At 66.2% G+C, this 15,925-nt stretch carries 13 protein-coding genes; 3 read left to right on the plus strand and 10 right to left on the minus strand.

Going from position 1 to position 15,925, the window contains the following annotated elements:
• Window positions 1-186: 186 nt before the first annotated feature.
• The 6 genes from Y958_RS16305 to Y958_RS16330 form a co-directional block, all read right to left on the minus strand.
• Window positions 187-1,503, minus strand: a complete 1,317-nt coding sequence (locus Y958_RS16305) for an outer membrane beta-barrel protein (RefSeq protein ID WP_186291439.1) — start codon at window positions 1,501-1,503, stop codon at window positions 187-189.
• A gap of 187 nt (window positions 1,504-1,690) precedes the next feature.
• Window positions 1,691-3,154 (minus strand): mannose-1-phosphate guanylyltransferase/mannose-6-phosphate isomerase, encoded by a 1,464-nt coding sequence (locus tag Y958_RS16310; RefSeq protein ID WP_145727573.1) that lies wholly within the window; start codon window positions 3,152-3,154, stop codon window positions 1,691-1,693.
• A gap of 264 nt (window positions 3,155-3,418) precedes the next feature.
• A complete protein-coding gene (locus Y958_RS16315) occupies window positions 3,419-5,419 on the minus strand; it encodes a sulfatase-like hydrolase/transferase (RefSeq protein ID WP_088873080.1) in 2,001 nt (666 codons plus the stop codon).
• 148 nt (window positions 5,420-5,567) lie between these two features.
• The gene (locus Y958_RS16320) at window positions 5,568-7,094 is read right to left on the minus strand and encodes a sensor histidine kinase (protein ID WP_040850118.1); all 1,527 of its coding nucleotides are present in this window, start codon (window positions 7,092-7,094) and stop codon (window positions 5,568-5,570) included.
• Window positions 7,039-7,923: a response regulator transcription factor gene (locus Y958_RS16325; RefSeq protein WP_088873081.1), complete on the minus strand. Its 885-nt coding sequence runs from the start codon at window positions 7,921-7,923 to the stop codon at window positions 7,039-7,041. The genes Y958_RS16320 and Y958_RS16325 overlap by 56 nt, the downstream gene beginning before the upstream one ends.
• Window positions 7,859-8,359 carry a hypothetical protein gene (locus Y958_RS16330; protein WP_088873082.1) on the minus strand — a complete coding sequence of 167 codons (501 nt, stop codon included), beginning with the start codon at window positions 8,357-8,359 and terminating at the stop codon, window positions 7,859-7,861. Before Y958_RS16330 ends, Y958_RS16325 begins: the two co-directional genes overlap by 65 nt.
• 785 nt (window positions 8,360-9,144) lie before the next feature.
• Between Y958_RS16330 and Y958_RS16335 the strand changes: the two genes are divergently transcribed.
• The gene (locus tag Y958_RS16335) at window positions 9,145-10,371 is read left to right on the plus strand and encodes a glycosyl hydrolase family 28-related protein (RefSeq protein ID WP_088873083.1); all 1,227 of its coding nucleotides are present in this window, start codon (window positions 9,145-9,147) and stop codon (window positions 10,369-10,371) included.
• 87 nt (window positions 10,372-10,458) lie between these two features.
• Here the strand turns inward: Y958_RS16335 and Y958_RS16340 are convergent, their stop codons facing one another.
• Window positions 10,459-11,217 carry an SDR family oxidoreductase gene (locus Y958_RS16340; RefSeq protein WP_040846272.1) on the minus strand — a complete coding sequence of 253 codons (759 nt, stop codon included), beginning with the start codon at window positions 11,215-11,217 and terminating at the stop codon, window positions 10,459-10,461.
• 123 nt (window positions 11,218-11,340) lie between these two features.
• On the opposite strand from Y958_RS16340, the gene Y958_RS16345 reads away from it, so the two are divergent.
• On the plus strand, window positions 11,341-12,237 hold the full coding sequence (locus tag Y958_RS16345) for a helix-turn-helix transcriptional regulator (protein WP_088873084.1): 897 nt from the start codon (window positions 11,341-11,343) through the stop codon (window positions 12,235-12,237).
• Here Y958_RS16345 and Y958_RS16350 read toward each other — a convergent pair.
• The 3 genes from Y958_RS16350 to Y958_RS16360 all read right to left on the minus strand — a co-directional run bounded on the left by Y958_RS16350 (window position 12,227) and on the right by Y958_RS16360 (window position 14,839).
• Window positions 12,227-13,276 carry an alpha/beta fold hydrolase gene (locus Y958_RS16350; protein WP_425600684.1) on the minus strand — a complete coding sequence of 350 codons (1,050 nt, stop codon included), beginning with the start codon at window positions 13,274-13,276 and terminating at the stop codon, window positions 12,227-12,229. The two genes, Y958_RS16345 and Y958_RS16350, sit on opposite strands and share 11 nt — an antisense overlap.
• 164 nt (window positions 13,277-13,440) lie before the next feature.
• The gene (locus Y958_RS16355; RefSeq protein ID WP_088873085.1) at window positions 13,441-13,902 is read right to left on the minus strand and encodes a Dps family protein; all 462 of its coding nucleotides are present in this window, start codon (window positions 13,900-13,902) and stop codon (window positions 13,441-13,443) included.
• Window positions 13,903-14,140: 238 nt separating this feature from the next.
• The gene (locus Y958_RS16360; protein WP_088873086.1) at window positions 14,141-14,839 is read right to left on the minus strand and encodes a pirin family protein; all 699 of its coding nucleotides are present in this window, start codon (window positions 14,837-14,839) and stop codon (window positions 14,141-14,143) included.
• Window positions 14,840-14,984: 145 nt separating this feature from the next.
• Between Y958_RS16360 and Y958_RS16365 the strand changes: the two genes are divergently transcribed.
• On the plus strand, window positions 14,985-15,923 hold the full coding sequence (locus Y958_RS16365; protein ID WP_088874038.1) for a LysR family transcriptional regulator: 939 nt from the start codon (window positions 14,985-14,987) through the stop codon (window positions 15,921-15,923).
• The last annotated feature ends 2 nt before the right edge of the window (window positions 15,924-15,925 follow it).

Here is a 15,925-nt window from a genome sequence, read left to right on the forward strand (position 1 = left end):
TTCTACTTGATCGGAGGCAGCCCGGCCGCCTAGGCGCCGGGGTCTCGTTTGTGGGTCTGGTGGTGACGGCCCGTTTTTCGTGGGGCTCACACGATAGTTTTATCAAAAGTGGGGGGCGGCGGTTGTGATCAAACGGGGGCCGCCCCCGCCTGCGCTGTGATCACGATGGATACAGCCAGTATTCCCTTACAGATGAAGGGTTAAGCCAACCAAAATGTTGTGGTCGGCGTACCCGATTCCGGTGCCATTAGACGACCGGATTTGGTAGTTGTAGCGGACGTTGATGGCGGTCATTTGGTTCATCATGTATTTCGCGCCAAGACCTACGCCGTAGACATCATCTGTTCGGCCTATATTTTGAAAATCATCGGCCTCATGGCTTAGCTGCAGGTGAAGGATGAGGTTACGCAGCAATTCGTGATCGGCCGCTACGGTTTCCTTGGTGGCGAAATAGCCGGCCGCCCCCACGACGATGGTCTCATCGATGTCGCGGGTGATCTCGCCGGTCACGGTCGTCAGCGGCGTCACGTTCCAGGTGATCTTGGCGCCGCCCGTGGGCGCGGAGAAGGTGCCCAGGCGAACGTCGTCATAGTCCTGTGACCGGTATCCGGCGAACAGGTCGATGGAGGTGATGCCCGTCAGGTTGTACTTGCCGCCGACCAGGACGGTGTAGCCGTTGGAATTGCGGTTGAACCCGCTCATGTCCGACGTGCTGTCATAATTGCGCGTGTTGTAGGCGCCCTTTACATACAGCTCATACAGGCCCTGGATGGTGTAGCCGGTGCGGACGCTGACCTCGTTCTCATCATGGTTCTGGCGTTCCCACATGATGGCCCGGCCATCGAAGGTCTGGGCGTTGGTGAAGTCGTAGCGGTTGTAGCTGTCACCCAGCTCGACGAACAGGTTGCCGAATTCCTTGTGCCCGACCACATTGGCCGAGGCCTGGTTGTATTCGGTCGGGTCGGCCTGGCCGACGATGTTGTTGGGCGAGGTGCGGGGCAGGTGCCACAGGCTGTAGTCGGCGCCGCCGGATATCCACGCATCGTGGTAGACCTCCAGCCGGCCGTCCGCCCCGATGTCGTAGTTGGCGTAATTCTCGCGGCTGTGCTGGGCGTACCAGTCGATGTCGCCACTGGCGTGCAGGTTCAGCTGGTGCACGTTCCAGTTGGACTTCAGCTCCAGCTTGGGCTGCAGCACCGTGATCAGGTCGCTGGTGTCGTGCCCCTGCGTCGCATAAATGTTGCTGTCGAAGACCTCGTCCAGCGTGACGCTGGGATAGAGGATGAAGCCACCCATCCGGATGCCCGGTGGATCGAATTCGGGGTGCTGCCGGGTGGCCACCGTGTCGTCCGGCGACGTTTCCGTCTGGGCGTTGGCCGGGACGGCGGCCAGGCCGCCGGTCAGCGCCAGCCCGGCCGCGGCCAGCAGCAGGCGCCGTTTCAGGCCGCCGGCCTCCGTCGTCTCCGCGGCCGGGTGAAGCCGGGCGAGAGGGCGATCATACATCACCCTCCCGAACGACGGGATGGAATGGCGTCGATGGTATTCAGGCATCGGATTTGACCTCGGGCTTGGCGCGTTGCCCTTGCGGGACCGCGTCTTGGTTTAAAAACGGGTTGCCCCCCGTTCCCCGCCCGTTTCCGCGTCAATTGGCTCCCTCTCCCGGGTTGGGTCCCGGAAAATGGGGCCGCGCTCACGCGCGGCCGTAGGTATCGGACAGACGCACGATGTCGTCTTCGCCCAGATAGGCGCCAGATTGCACTTCAATCAGGTGCAGGGGCAGTTTGCCGGGGTTCTCCAGGCGGTGTTCCATGCCGATGGGGATGTGAACGGATTCGTTCTCCCGCACCAGGCGGTTTTCGCCGTCGCGCTGCACCAGCGCGGTGCCCTGGACGACGATCCAATGTTCCGCGCGGTGGTGGTGCTTCTGCAGGCTGAGGCGCGCACCCGGTTTCACCATGATGCGCTTGACCTGGAAGCGATAGCCGATGTCCACGGCGCGGTAATAGCCCCACGGCCGGTAGACCGTGGTGTGGTGGGTTTCCTCCGAACGGTTGCGGCGGCGCAGCTGCTCCACCACCTTGCCCACGTTCTTGGCGTGGGCGGCATCGGCGACCAGCACGGCGTCATCCGTGGCGACGATCACCAGATCCTCCACGCCGATGGCGGCCACCAGGCGGCCGTCGGAGTGGACGTAGCTGTTCTTCACGTCCTGCAGGATGACGTCGCCCTGCTCGACATTGCCGGCATCATCCTTGTGGCTGACGTCCCACAGGGACCGCCAGGATCCGACGTCGCACCAGGCCATTTCCACCGGGATGACGGCGGCCTTGTCGGTATGCTCCATGACCGCGTGGTCGATGGACAGGGATGCGGCGGCGGTAAAGCAGGCCTCATCCAGGCGGAAGAAGCCGTTGTCCTCCTTGCCGGCGGACATGGCTTCGCGCACGGCGGTCACCATGTCCGGTTGCAGGCGCTCCAGCTCGGCGATGTACTGGCGGGCCGACATCAGGAAGATGCCGCTGTTCCACAGGTAGTTACCGCTGGCGAGATAACGCTCCGCCGTCTCCGAGTTGGGCTTCTCGGCGAAATGCTCGACCGCGCGCACGCCGTCCACACCCGCCAGCGGGGCGCCGGTGCGGATGTAGCCGTAGCCGGTCTCCGGCTTGTCGGGCACGACGCCGAAGGTGACCAGATGGCCAGCCTGCGCCGCCGGCACGCCCTTGGCCACGGCCAGGTAGAAGTCGGGTAGCGAGCCGATCAGATGGTCACAGGGCTGGGCCAGCATCAGAGCGTCGGGATCGCGGTCCATCAGCCACAGGGCGACGGCGGCGATGGCGGGCGCCGTGTTGCGGGCCGCGCTCTCTAGAATGATGGTCTGCGGTTCGATCCCCATCCCGTGCAACTGCTCGTGGATCATGAACCGGTGTTCCTCGTTGCAGATGACGACGGGGTCGGCGAAGCCGGCGTCGCCCAGGCTGCGCGCAGCCGTCTCCTGCAACAGGGTCCGGTCCGAGGTCAGGGCCAGGAATTGCTTGGGATGGATTGCCCGGGAGAGGGGCCACAGCCGGGTGCCGGCGCCGCCGGACAGAAGAACCGGATGGATTTGCGTGGTCCGCAGGGCTCGGGTGGACACGCGCTCCGTCACGTCATGCATTTTATGACCGCTCCGCTTCAGGGTGGGAACCTTTGCAGATGACGCTACGGGGCAGGCCGGACCGGGGCCAGTGACCAAGCCGTGGCCGGGGGGATTCGCGGGGGGAGCCAGGACCACCAGGCGCATCGGAACTCCGCCTTTACGCCTATGAAGGGTAGGACGGTGGGGTCCGCTTTCAAGGGCGGGTGCGTCACGCTGGCGCAGATGCGGCAACGCCGCCCGTTTCGGGGCGGCGTTGCACGTTATGGGCGAAGTTGCGGGGGATCAGGGCGTCAGAGGCGGCAGGTCCCGCGCCTCCAGCCGGGCGAGCAGCTCGGCCAGGCTGTCAGCCTCCGCCTGCACGGCGGCACGGGTGGTCCAGCCGGGCAGGTCATGGCGCGCGGTGGGGGGCGACGCCCGCACCTGCACCAGGTTGACGGTCTCGTTCGGGTCGTGCCGCAGGTCGTACATCTCCCATTCCTGGGGCACGCGTCCCTCCGGGTCGAGATAGCGGGAGAGCTTGAAGTCCGGGGTGCGCACGCAGCGGACATGGTTGGGCTGCCGCACCGGCCCCGGTGCCAGGCCGGGCACGGGGCCTTTGCCATGCGACCCTTCGCGCACGGCGGCCACCGTGGCGTCAAACACGGCGAACTGCGCGTAGGATGCCGTCTCATGCGGGTCACCGATGGGCGGCAACGGCTTGGTGATCTCATCGTCGGTGATGAACAGCACGCCCCGGCGCGGCAGGCCGTCGGGTTCCGTCACCAGGTCGGTTTCCCCCCGGATCAAGGGGGCGAGGTCGGCGCCGGGCAGGGGCGGGAAGGGCCCGCGGACCGCCGCCAGCCGCCGGGCGGCCTCATCCTGGTCCGCCCCGGCCAGGCCCAGGATGGTGGGCAGGATGTCGATGTGGCTGGTCACCTGGTCCAAGTGCCGCAGGCCGCCGGGCACGTGGTGTGCGGACTTGGGAAATTGCACGACGACGGGAACGTGCAGCGCTTCCTGATAGGCGGTGTGCCACTTCTCGATCATCATGCCGTGGGCGGCGGCATATTCGCCGTGGTCGGCCAGAAAGACGACGACGGTGTTTTCCGCCAGGCCCGATTCCTCCAGCGTGCGCAGCACGCGGTCGATCTGCGCGTCTACCACGGCGTGCAGATAGGCGTACAGTTGGATGAAATCCCGGGCCGAGGTCGTGGGGGCGTCGGCCAGTTGGAAGGGAATGCAGCTTTTCAGCGTGACCGCCACGGCCGCATCCATCTTGTCGGCCGGTACGGCGCCGCCCGCGCCGGTGCCCACCTTGGCCGAGAGCGCCAGACCCATCTTGTAAGCATAGTCGTATTGGCAGGACGGCTTGGCCGACAAATCTTCATTCAGGGTGGGCGGATTATGGGCGCAGGCTTGCGGGAAACCCTGGGGATTCAGGGCGACCTGCAGGGTGCCGCCGGTGGGTGGTGGCGTCCGGTCGCCTTGCAGGGGCACCGTCAGGGGGCCGAAAACCGACTGGGTGGCGCCTACTGTCACGCCGTTGGGCAGGGTGACGGGCGTCCCGGTGTCGGACGGCAGGGCCTGGGCGATCACCGCCGGGTATGTCGCGATGTCATGGGGGTTGGCGAAGGATGCGACGGCGAACCAGGGGCGCGCCCTGGACGCGTCCGGCGCCGGCTGTGCGGGCGCCTTGTCGCTCTTGACGGCGGCGGCGCGGTCATAGTCCAGCCCCAGGGCCTTGCGCCGCAGGAAGGTGCAGACGCTGTCGGCGAAGCCGATGTCGCGGTACAGGCCCAGGTTGTTGGGCGAGGCGCCGTGCGGCTCGGGGTAGGATTCTTCCCAGTCATCGAAGCCGTAGGCCTGCAGGCTGTGGTCCGGCGGGTTGCTGACGTGCCACTTGCCGAAATAATGGGTGCTGTAGCCGGCGGCGCGCATCCAGCTGCCCAGGGTCGGAATGCCATCCGGCGCCAGCCAGGGGAAGTTGGCGGCATCACCGTTCTTGAACAGGCCGTCGGTTTGCGTCACGCCGGTGCGGGTGCCGTATTGGCCGGTATAGATCGTGGTGCGGCTGGGGGTGCAGGCGCTGGCGGCGATGGTGTGGTTGCGCAGCACGACCGCGTTATGGCGCAGGCGCAACAGGCCGGGAAAGAAGGTGGCGTAGGGATTGTGGGCGTCCACGGTGCCCTGGAATCCCAGGATCTGCTTCAGCGCTTCGGCAAAGCCGCCTTCGGGACCATAAGAGAAGCGGGGAAAGCGATACTGGTCGGTGGTGACCAGCAGGATGTTGGGGCTCGTGCTCATGGCGATACGTCCCTCCCGTGTCGGACGCCGCCTGAAGCGTGGTTGTCACGCGTCTGCAACTAAAGAGAGCTAAGGCGGCGCGTGGCACTATAATGGCGCGCGGCCACCGCTCCAAGAATTTTCCCTCGGAAGTTGCATTAGTGGGGGTTCACGTCACAGACGGCAGGACGATGTGGACCTTCAGGCCGCCACCGATGCGGTTGGTGGCGGTGACCGTGCCGCCCAGCGCCTCGACATTGCGCTTCACGATCCACAGGCCCAGGCCGGCATGGCCGGGCGATCCCGCCTTGGCGTCGCGGCGGGCGTGGTCGGGCGGGCGCAGGGAGAAATAGCGATCGAAGATGTTGTCGATCTTGTCCGGGTCGATGCCGGGGCCGCTGTCCTCGATGGTGAGGTTGATGACGCCGTCCTCCTCCTGCAGGCGCACGGCGATGGCGCCCGCGTCGGGGGTGAAGCTGACGGCGTTATCCAGGATGTTCTCCACCACCACGGCCAGGGCGACCTTGCCGGCGCGGACCAGCACGTCGGGGGGCAACTGGCGGCTGAGGCGGATCTGCCGCGCCACCAGCACCTCGCGGTAGCTTTTCAGGATGTCGGCCACGATCTGGGTCAGGTCCACCGCCTCGCGCGGGGATTCGATCATGTCCGCCATGGTGTTATCCAGGCATTGCGAGGCGGAGATCAGCGCCTTCAGCCGGTCCAGCGACAGTTCGATCAATTCGGCGGCGCGCTTGCCCCGGGCGTGCTCCGCCGGGATCAGGCGCTTCAGCGGCTCCAGGCAGGCCTGGATGGTGGCGACCGGCCCCTTGAAGGAATGGGCGTTGTCCTCCGCCGTCTGGCGGATGACACCGGCCACATGGTGCAGGTCGTGCACCAGGCCGTCGAAGTCGCGGGCCACGCTGTCCAACTCGGGGATGGCGTTGCGGCTGGCGAAGGTGTTGCCCGCCACCCGGCCCTGCCGGATTTCGCGGGCGACGTGGCGGAAATGGCGGATGTGGCGGCGCACGGACAGGGCGGTCAGCAGGGCGATGACGGCCACGGCCAGGTACAGCATCAACGACAGCCGCACCTGTGGCGTCTGCCAGTAGGGGCGGCCGATAGCGGTGGCCAGCAGTTCCGACGTGACGTGGGAAGAAACCAGGACCCAACAGCCCCAGCGGCTCTGGATGGGCACGACGGAGGTCAGTATCTCCTCATGTCCCGTGGGCTGGGTGTAGCGGATGTCGACCGGCTTGTCCCAGGTGCAGCTTTCCGCCACCTGCGAGACGATGCCATGGCGTTGAAGGTTATCCAGGATGGCGCCCAGGTCGGCCGCGCCGACCTTGGGTGCCGAGGCCAAAAAGTAGAAGCCGCCGTCCTGGCCGGCGGCTCCACCCTTGGGCTGGAACATCAGTTTCAGGTTGGTGCCGTCACCGTCGTATTTGGCCAGCTCCTCGTTCAAGGACGCGGTGGGCGGGCCGCTTTCGCGGTTCAGCAGCGGCTTCAACGCCTGGGCGATGAGCCAGCTGCTGTACCGCAGGTTCTTGGTGACAATTTCCCTTTCCTTGCGGTCCGCCGTTTCGAATTGGCCGTAGAGGATGAAGGGAAGGGCGGCGAAGATGACGAGCAGGAAGCCCAGTCTAACCGTGAGTGATCCGGATATCCTGCGGGCGGCCCATCTCAGACGCTGCGGCATCGACGGTTGCCGAGTCACGCCATCGGTAGCCGAAGGCCGCGAAATTCTCAATTTCCGCAAAGCCACGATCGATAGCATTGAACTTGCTCCGGATCCGCTTGATCGACGAGCGCACGTTGGTCCGGAAGCCATCCTCGCCGCTGCCGGCGACGAACCCGCTCCAATGCACGCGGTCGTAAATGGCCCGGTAGGTGACGTGCTCGCCCAAATTGGCCACCATGAACTCGACGATACTAAATTCGGTAACCGTAAGCATCACGTCGCGACCCTGCCAAAAGGCTCGGTTGACCTTAGGCTTAAGGGTAAGCTTGCCGCATACGATCTCATCCCCCGGCTTAGCCGTAGGGGTAGGGACCGCCGCCGCGGGCGGTTGCAGGATCAGGCGGATGCGGCGGGCCAGGACGGACATGCCCCGGGTCTTATCGATGAAGTCGACGGCGCCGCGATCCAGGGCCAGCGTCTCGTTGGCGGGCATGGACATGCCGGTCAGGAAGATGACCGGGATGCGGCAGCCGCGCCGCCGCAGGTCGGGCAGCAGGTCGATGCCCAGCGTCCGCTCCAGGCACCAGTCGACGACCAGGATGTCGGCGGCGCCGTCGTCCAGGCCCGAGCCGTCGGGGCTGGTCAGGTAGTTGATCAGCGACTTCGCGTCGGCGAAGCCGGTGACGGTGAAGCCCAGATCCTCCAGTTCGCCCGTGGCCGCCTCGCGAAACGCCTCGTCATCGTCGACAAGGACCACGCGGGCCGGCACGGCCGGCAGGACGTCATTTGGCTTGAGCCACGGACCGGAGGTCGGCCAGGCAGTAGCGTTTGCGGTCGCCGGTGTCATTGTCACTTGTCACCTCATAGCTTAGGACGCGGTAAGCCTGCGTCTTGATGTCGGGGTACAGTGTCAGGTCGACGGTGCAAGTCCCGTGGCGGTAAAGCCATTCCTTCCCCGGGGACAAGTCCTGCTGCGAGGAAGGGGGACCCATCAGGGCCTGTAACTGGGATTCGTCCATACCCACCAAGTCGATATCGGACGACGCCATGGCGGCGGCGCTGGCCGCCGCCGGTGTCGTCTGGGCCGGTGTCATCTGGGACGGGGTGGGGGAGGGTGCGGTGCGGCGGGCGGCCGCCACGCGGGCGGTGTCACCTGTCCCGGTGGCGGGGGCCGCCGGGGCCTTGGCGCGGGTTGGGGCCGGTCGGGTGACCGCGATCTTCTGGGGGGCGGGCTTGGCCTGCTCCCACGGCGGCAACCAAGCGGTGCAGCCCGACAGCAGCATCAGCCCTACCAGGCCTGCCCGATGCCAAAGTTTTGCGCACACCACAAAAAACCTCCATAAGGGACGACCTCCGTCAGCCCGCCCGCCGGCTGTGAAGCCAAGGGGCCGGTCACGCGCATCTATGGGGTGGTCCCTCCCGGGGAGCCTGCCTTCGAAGGCGCGTGGTCCCCGGTGGGCTGGGGCCGCCGCCTTTTTTTATGGTTAAGAAGTCGTCCGTCCCCGTTAGTCGCACGGGATCATGGCATCACCGTGGCGTGGGGCCGGTCGCTTGTTTCCTTGCCGAAAGGCTACTGGTTGGACGGAACTGCTGGGTCAGGTCGATACCGATTGAGCAAGTGGTGATTACATACAATTTAACATAAAGGCAATCTATCAAACGGATTGGTGCTGTTTGCAAGCAGGGGAACAATGCCTTGCAGTGGCGTGTGGCCGCCATTGGGCATTCGGCGAACACAGTTTCGTCACATGGCGCGGGTGGCATATGTCTATTGCAGTGCGGTATATGACTAAAACCTGCCTATGTCTCCAGTGGTGCATGGACTCGGTATAAAATGGCGGGGAATTTGCTGTCCGAGGTATATCGAATGCTACTTCTCTTTGCGCGGTTTTCGTCTTGCGAGACTGTACATGTCGGTGAATTCTGATACGGCACCGCCGAAAGAGAGCTGCCACCCTCTTCCCCCATAGGTCTAGCGCTCCTTAAGCTGGAACTTCCTAAACGGCCAGGAAATTCAGGCTTTAACAGGGACAGTGGCGGGACACTTTGGTCTTCAGCGAGGTAAATCATGGATCGCCGACATTTGATCGCGGCCGGTGCCGCGCTGCCCTTCGGCTTGTCTGCGGTGGCCGCCGCGCGCGCGGGCGCGGCCCCGGCCCCTGACGAGGCCGAGGGGACCGTCCAGGTGGCGCAGACCACCTCGGCCAGGGCCACCCCCACCATCTATGACTACGGCGCCGTTGGCGACGGTGTCACCGACGACAGCGCCGCCTTTTCCAAGGCCCTGGCGGCGGCGGCCACCAAAGGCCTGATGGTCATCGTGCCGGCCGGCACCTACGCCATCGCCAAGACCATCTCCTTCGTGTCCACCCAGGACGCGGGCAAGCCTTGGGGACTGCAGGCGCAGGGCGCCACGCTGGTGTCCACCATCACCAACGGCACCGACATCATGAGCCTGCAGGCGGTCAACACCGTCCGCTACTTCCGCATCCTGGGCGCCATGAAGATCCTGGGCAGCGGCAAGGACGGCAACGGATTGCGCATCATCGCCTACGGCAGTTCCTATTTCTTCTACAACGTCACGCTGGACGGGTTGTGCATCGAGGGCGCCGGCCTGAATGGCCTGCTGTTCGAGGGCAACGTCTTCGAATCCCTGCTGGTCGGCTGCTTCTTCCAGGACTGCAAGCAGAACGGCGCCGTCTTCGCCCAGTCCAAGGGCGGCGTTTGCTCCGCCATCACCGTGGTGGGCTGCTTCTTCGCCCAGAACACCAAGTGCGGGATGATGGCCACCAACTTTGATTCGACATACGGCGGCACCACCGACGTCCGTATCTTCGGCGGTTATTGCCGCGACAACGGCAGTTACGGCTTCTACTACAACAACGGCACCTCCAGCGGTGCGGCCATCGAGCAGGTGGGCTTTGAGAACAACTGCCGGTCGCTGTCGCCGGGCGACCCCAACGGCGCCCATGTCTACGGCCTGGTGCAGATGCGGTTGCGCAATTGCACCGGTTATAATGAGGGCGGCGGGGCCACCTACATGGTGCGCGGCTGGTTCAGCAACCTGACGGTGCTGGACAATTGTGACCAGTCGTCGGGCGGGGCCATGGCGACCACCGGCAAATCGCGGCTGGCGCAAGTGAACGGCAACGCCGCCGGCCATGTGCTGATGCGCCAGTCGGGCGGTGGCTTCGACATGGTCAGCGGCACCGGCTGCACCTGGGCGGCCGAGAATTGCTACGGCACGTCACCTGTCGGCACGCTGAACCTGAAAACCACGGTGACGTCCGGTTGACGGCGTATAACCGGATTCCAGTTAAGCTGGACGGACCGGCGGGATCACCACCCCGCCGATCCGGTGCCGCATCTCACCGGCGCGCCGTCACCAGGGCAAGGCGCCTTCGTCGTTGAAAAAGCCGCCGGTAGGCCCATCGGCCGGCAGCAGCGCCAATCGAATGGGCGTCACCGCCCCTTGCGCCGGCGTCCGCGGCCCGCTGTGGCGGTTGAGGTCGGTGGCGCAGTGACCGGGGCAGGCGCTGTTCACCTTGATGGGCGTGTCCTTCAGCACCTTGGCCAACTGCGCCGTGACACCGTTCAACGCCGCCTTGGACGAGGCATAGGCCGGGACGGCCAGCCCGGCATACGGATGGCTGGGATCGCTCATATTGGTCAGCGAGCCCAGACCGCTGGAAACGTTGACGATGCGGCCGGCGGGCGCCTGACGCAGCAGCGGCAACATGGCCTGGGTCACGGCGACGGGGCCGAAGACGTTGGTTTCATAGACGCGCCGCATCACCTCCACGTCCACCAGGGGCTTGCCCTCGCGCGCGGCGTCGGCCTCTTCCCGCGCCGCGATGCCGGCGTTGTTCACCAGGATGTCCAACCGGCCGAAGCGCTGAGCGATCCGCGCCGCCGCGTCCTGGGCGGAGGCCGCGTCGGTCACGTCCAGGGTCAGGGCGTGGGCGTGCAAGCCCTCCTGCGTCAGGTGGCCGGCCGCGTCGCGGCCCAGCGCCTCATTGCGGCAACCCAGCAGCACGGTGATGCCATGGCGCCCCAGGCCCCGGGCGATCTCCAGCCCGATGCCCTTGTTGGCGCCGGTGATGAGGGCCACGCGTGAGTCGGTGGGGAGGGGATGTGTCATGATCAGTCTCCGGTCAGGAAATCGGGCGGGGCGGCCGTGTGCCACCCGGTCTGGACCAGAGAATGATGGGTGCGATATCCTATAAGAAGAATCCAGTTATCCTACTATTGGGACTATCAGGCTATGGACAGCCCCTTACCGGCCGGCGTCTCCGCCAACGGCGGCAACCTGGCGTTCGCCGCTTTCCTGCGTGACCGGCGCCGGCATCTGGATCCGGGCTCGGTGGGCCTGCCCGCAGGTCGGCGGCGGCGCACCCCCGGCCTGCGGCGGGAGGAGGTGGCGCAATTGGCCGACATCGGCACCGCCTGGTATACGGCGCTGGAGCAGGGACGGGACGTGCGCCCATCCGATCAGGTACTGGCCAACCTGGCACGCGCCCTGCGCCTGACGGCGGTGGAGCGGGACCATCTGTTTACCCTGGCCGGCCGCCGTCCCCCGGCCCGGCTGGAGGGCACGGGCGAAGGGGTGGACGCGCAGTCGCTGGCGCTGTTGCGCCGCCTGGAACCGGATCCGGCCTACATCGTGGATGCGCGCTGGGACGTGTTGGCCTGGAACCAGGGGGCGGCGGACCTGTTCCGCTTCGACGCCGATGCACCGGCCTATGGGCGCAACATGCTGTGGCGCTACTTCACCCGCTCCCCCGCGCCGGAGGAAAGGGCGGACTGGAACGCCACCGCCCGCGCGCTGGCCTCCATCTTTCGGGGACAGAGTGCTGCCCATGCCAACGACCCGCGATTCCGGACCTTGATCGACGATCTGCTGGTGGCCAGCGACACCTTCCGCCGGGTGTGGCCGGGGCAGGAGGTGCGGGCCCTGTGCGCGGGGCGCAAATGGGTGAACCATCCGGTGCGGGGCCGGCAGGAATACGACTTCGTGCCCCTGTTGCTGCCGTCCATGCCCGGGGCGTCGCTGATGGTCTATCTGCTGCGCCCGGCGGCGGACGGCGGCACAGGTGAAGGGGGACACGGTATGGGCCGCGCCCCCCTTCCCGAGCCCGTCACAAGGCCGGTCAGCCCTTAACGAACGCCAGCAGGTCGGGGTTGATGGTGTCGGCGTGGGTGGTGGCCATGCCGTGCGGCAGGCCCTTGTAGACCTTCAGGGTGCCGTTCTTCACCAGCTTGATGGCGAGATGCGCGGAGTCCGCGATAGGCACGATCTGGTCGTCATCGCCATGCATGATCAGCACCGGCACGTCGATCTTCTTCAGGTCCTCGGTGAAGTCGGTTTCCGAAAACGCCTTGATGCAATCGTAATGGGCCTTGATGCCGCCGATCATGCCCTGGCGCCACCAGTTGTTGATCACCCCCTCCGACACCTTGGCGCCGGGGCGGTTGAAGCCATAGAAGGGGCCCGCCGGAATGTCGCGGTAGAACTGGGCGCGGTTGGCGACCAGCTGGGTGCGGAAGCCATCGAACACCTCCATGGGCAGGCCACCCGGGTTCTTGTCGGACTTCACCATGATGGGCGGGACGGCGCCGATCAGCACGGCCTTGGCCACGCGGCCCTTTTCGGCCCGGGCGACATAGCGCGCCACTTCGCCGCCGCCGGTGGAATGACCGATATGGACGGCATTCTTCAGGTCCAGCGCCGCAGCCAGAGCGATGACGTCGGCCGCGTAGGTGTCCATCTCGTTGCCGGTGTCGGTCTGGGTGGACCGGCCGTGGCCGCGGCGATCATGGGCGATGACGCGATAGCCATGGGCCAGGAAGAACATCATCTGGTTGTCCCAATCATCGGCGCTCAACGGCCAGCCGTGATGGAAGACGATCGGCTGCGCCGTCTTGGGGCCCCAGTCCTTGTAGAAAATCTGGACGCCGTCCTTGGTGGTGATGAAGCTCATGGCATGGGTTCCTTTGTCGGCCGCGTGCGGGCCGGTGGCGGGGGAAGCGGTTTCGGTGGGGGCGGCGAGGGCCGTCGCGGCGCCTGCGGGCAGCATGGCGAGGGCGGCGATGGCGCCGCCGCCCATCAGCACGGCGCGGCGGGCGGCGTCCGGCCCGCCAGCGACGGTCGGCCGGCCGTCGCTGGCTGGGGATGGGTGGATGTCGTGGTTCAGAGTCATGACCCTGCTGTTCCTTGGTATGTCCGGAACCGGGAACCCGGCCCCCGACGGCGCCCAAGGTAGGGGCGACGGGGGCCGGTGACTTGCAGGGTTGAACGCGATTTGGCGGTTTGTGCGCTGAAATGATGAACCGGCCGAAAGAAAAGCCGGCCGGAACAAGGGCATCAGTCCTTGGCGATGGTCTGGTTCAGGAACCAGGCGCGTTCTTCCGCCTCATCGATCCAGTTTTCCAGCAGGCTGGCGGAGGCGACGTCGCCCGCCTCGTCGCAGACCTCATGCGCCTCGCGCAGGATGCCGGCCAGGGTGACGTTGTCCTCGTGCAGCTCGCGCAGCATGTCCAGAGCGCCTACCTTCTCGGCGTCGTTGTCCTTGATGCGCTGCAGCTTGGCGATCTGCCCGATGGACTTCAGGGTGGTGCCACCCACCTTGCGCACGCGCTCGGCGATGGCGTCGGTGGTGGCGAAAATCTCCGCCGCCTGTGCGTCCAGCAGCAGATGGTATTCGCGGAAGTGCGGGCCGGAGATGTGCCAGTGGAAATTCTTGGTCTTCAGGTACAGGGCGAACATGTCGGCCAGCAGCGGCGTCAGCGCGCCCGGGACGCCCTGGAAATTCGGCTTGGTGCTCATGGGTCGGAACTCCCGTCATGGATCGTAAGGATGCGTGGGCGTAACAGCCCGTTTCGCTCCTGTCTTGTAGGGTTGCCCCCGTCTTGAACGGTTGCGCGACTATCGCCAGGAACCGCCGGTATTGGCGGCCAGCATCAAGCATTTAGGGCCTCGTCGCGCCGTTCCAAGCCCGTGCGTCGGTTCGGCCGGTGATAAGGCCGACGGGCGGGGCGCCGTCGCGACGGCGCCCCGGTACTCGTCAGGCGGCGTCGACCAGCACCACCTCGGCGTCTTCGACACCCACCACCTCGACCGTGGTCTGGTCGGTGATGGCGGCGCCGTCACGCGCCTCGATGCGGACGCCGTCGATTTCCACCACGCCCTTGGCCGGGACCAGGTAGACATGGCGGCTGGGGTCGACGGTCAGGGTCACCCGCTCACCCGCCTTCACCGTGGCGCCCATGACCCGGGCCTTGGCACGGATGGGCAGGGCACCCTCATCGCCGGTGAAGCCGCTGGCCAGGGTCACGAACTTGCCGGACCGGTCGGCCTTGGGGAAGGGCTTGGCCCCCCAGGAGGGCGTGCCGCCCCGCGTCTCCGGCTGGATCCAGATCTGGAAGATGCGGGTGGTCTCATTCTCGAGGTTGTATTCCGAGTGGCGGATGCCGGAACCGGCCGACATCACCTGCACGTCACCGGCCTCGGTCCGGCCTTCGTTGCCCTGGCTGTCCTGGTGGGTGATGGCGCCGTCGCGGACATAGGTGATGATCTCCATGTCCGCATGCGGGTGCGGCGGGAAGCCGGACTTGGGCGCGATCTCATCATCGTTCCAGACCCGCAGGCTGCCCCAGCCCATGTTGGACGGGTCGTAGTAGCTGGCGAACGAGAAGTGGTGCTTGGCCTTCAGCCAACCATGGTTGGCGCCACCCAGCTTGGCGAACGGACGACGTTCGATCATGACAAAGCTCCTTGCTTTCATCTTCGGCGCGGCGTCGGGGGGCGCCGCTGACAGGACCTAAGATGGTCCCGGTTGACGCTGGTGAAAATAGAAACTATGGAACTTCATCATTTCCATTTTTGATATCATGGCGCTGGAGAACCTCATGCCCATCCCCGACCTTGAGGCCTGGGCCATTTTCGCCAAGGTGGCGGAAACTGGCTCCTTCGCCGCCGCCGCCAGTGATTTCGGCGTCTCCAACGCGACGGTCTCCAAGGCCATGAAGCGGCTGGAGGAACGGCTGGGCGAGCGGCTGATCCACCGCACGTCCCGCCGTTTCTCCCTGACCGAGACTGGGCGGGTGCTGGCGGTGCGCGCGGCGCAGATCCTGGCCGAGGGGGAAGCCGTGGAGGCGGAGGCCCAGGCCAAGTCCAGCCAGCCGCGCGGGCGGGTGCGCCTGGCCGCCCCCATGTCCTTCGGCGTGAGCCACGTGGCGCCGGCCTTGCCGGACTTCCTGACGGCCTACCCCGAGGTCACGGTGGACTTGCAGCTGGATGACCGGCTGGTGGATCTGGTGGCGGGGGGCGTGGATGTGGCGCTGCGCATTGCCGAACTGGCGGACTCCAGCCTTATGACCCGGCGTCTTTGCCCCGTGCGGCGCTGGGTGGTCGGGGCGCCGAGCTATTTCGCCCGCCGCGGCATGCCCGCCCGGCCGCGCGACCTGAAGGACCACGCCTGCCTGGTCTACAGCTATCTGGCGACCGGGGAGACGTGGCGCTTCATCCATTTGGACGGCACCGAGGAATCGGTACGGGTCAAGGGCCCGTTGAGCGCGACCAACGCCGATGCGCTGCAGGACGCGCTGCTGGCCGGGCTGGGCGTGGCCATGCAGCCGGATTTCCTGGCGTGGGAGGCGGTGCGCGACGGCCGCCTGGTGGTCGCCTGCCCCGACTGGGCGCCGCCGCCCCTGGCCATCAACCTGGTGACGCCGGCGGGCGGCCCGCGCGCCGCCAGGGTGGCGGTACTACTGGATTTCCTGGCGCACCGCTTTACCGCCGGCTCCGCCCCCTGGACATTGGAACTGGCTGAACGCGGTTCCATCTAAGG

This window comes from Nitrospirillum viridazoti CBAmc (assembly GCF_000730165.1).
GTDB lineage: Bacteria > Pseudomonadota > Alphaproteobacteria > Azospirillales > Azospirillaceae > Nitrospirillum > Nitrospirillum viridazoti.

What these genes read in the sequence shown, in the direction of transcription:
- Y958_RS16320 (WP_040850118.1), bottom strand. Translation starts at nt 7,094, where the DNA reads ATGCCGCAGCGTCTGAGATGGGCCGCCCGCAGGATATCCGGATCACTC.
- Y958_RS16350 (WP_425600684.1), bottom strand. Translation starts at nt 13,276, where the DNA reads ATGACTCTGAACCACGACATCCACCCATCCCCAGCCAGCGACGGCCGG.
- Y958_RS16365 (WP_088874038.1), top strand. Translation starts at nt 14,985, where the DNA reads ATGCCCATCCCCGACCTTGAGGCCTGGGCCATTTTCGCCAAGGTGGCG.
- Y958_RS16335 (WP_088873083.1), top strand. Translation starts at nt 9,145, where the DNA reads ATGGATCGCCGACATTTGATCGCGGCCGGTGCCGCGCTGCCCTTCGGC.
- Y958_RS16305 (WP_186291439.1), bottom strand. Translation starts at nt 1,503, where the DNA reads ATGTATGATCGCCCTCTCGCCCGGCTTCACCCGGCCGCGGAGACGACG.
- Y958_RS16310 (WP_145727573.1), bottom strand. Translation starts at nt 3,154, where the DNA reads ATGCATGACGTGACGGAGCGCGTGTCCACCCGAGCCCTGCGGACCACG.
- Y958_RS16325 (WP_088873081.1), bottom strand. Translation starts at nt 7,923, where the DNA reads ATGACACCGGCGACCGCAAACGCTACTGCCTGGCCGACCTCCGGTCCG.
- Y958_RS16345 (WP_088873084.1), top strand. Translation starts at nt 11,341, where the DNA reads ATGGACAGCCCCTTACCGGCCGGCGTCTCCGCCAACGGCGGCAACCTG.
- Y958_RS16330 (WP_088873082.1), bottom strand. Translation starts at nt 8,359, where the DNA reads ATGCTGCTGTCGGGCTGCACCGCTTGGTTGCCGCCGTGGGAGCAGGCC.
- Y958_RS16340 (WP_040846272.1), bottom strand. Translation starts at nt 11,217, where the DNA reads ATGACACATCCCCTCCCCACCGACTCACGCGTGGCCCTCATCACCGGC.
- Y958_RS16355 (WP_088873085.1), bottom strand. Translation starts at nt 13,902, where the DNA reads ATGAGCACCAAGCCGAATTTCCAGGGCGTCCCGGGCGCGCTGACGCCG.
- Y958_RS16360 (WP_088873086.1), bottom strand. Translation starts at nt 14,839, where the DNA reads ATGATCGAACGTCGTCCGTTCGCCAAGCTGGGTGGCGCCAACCATGGT.
- Y958_RS16315 (WP_088873080.1), bottom strand. Translation starts at nt 5,419, where the DNA reads ATGAGCACGAGCCCCAACATCCTGCTGGTCACCACCGACCAGTATCGC.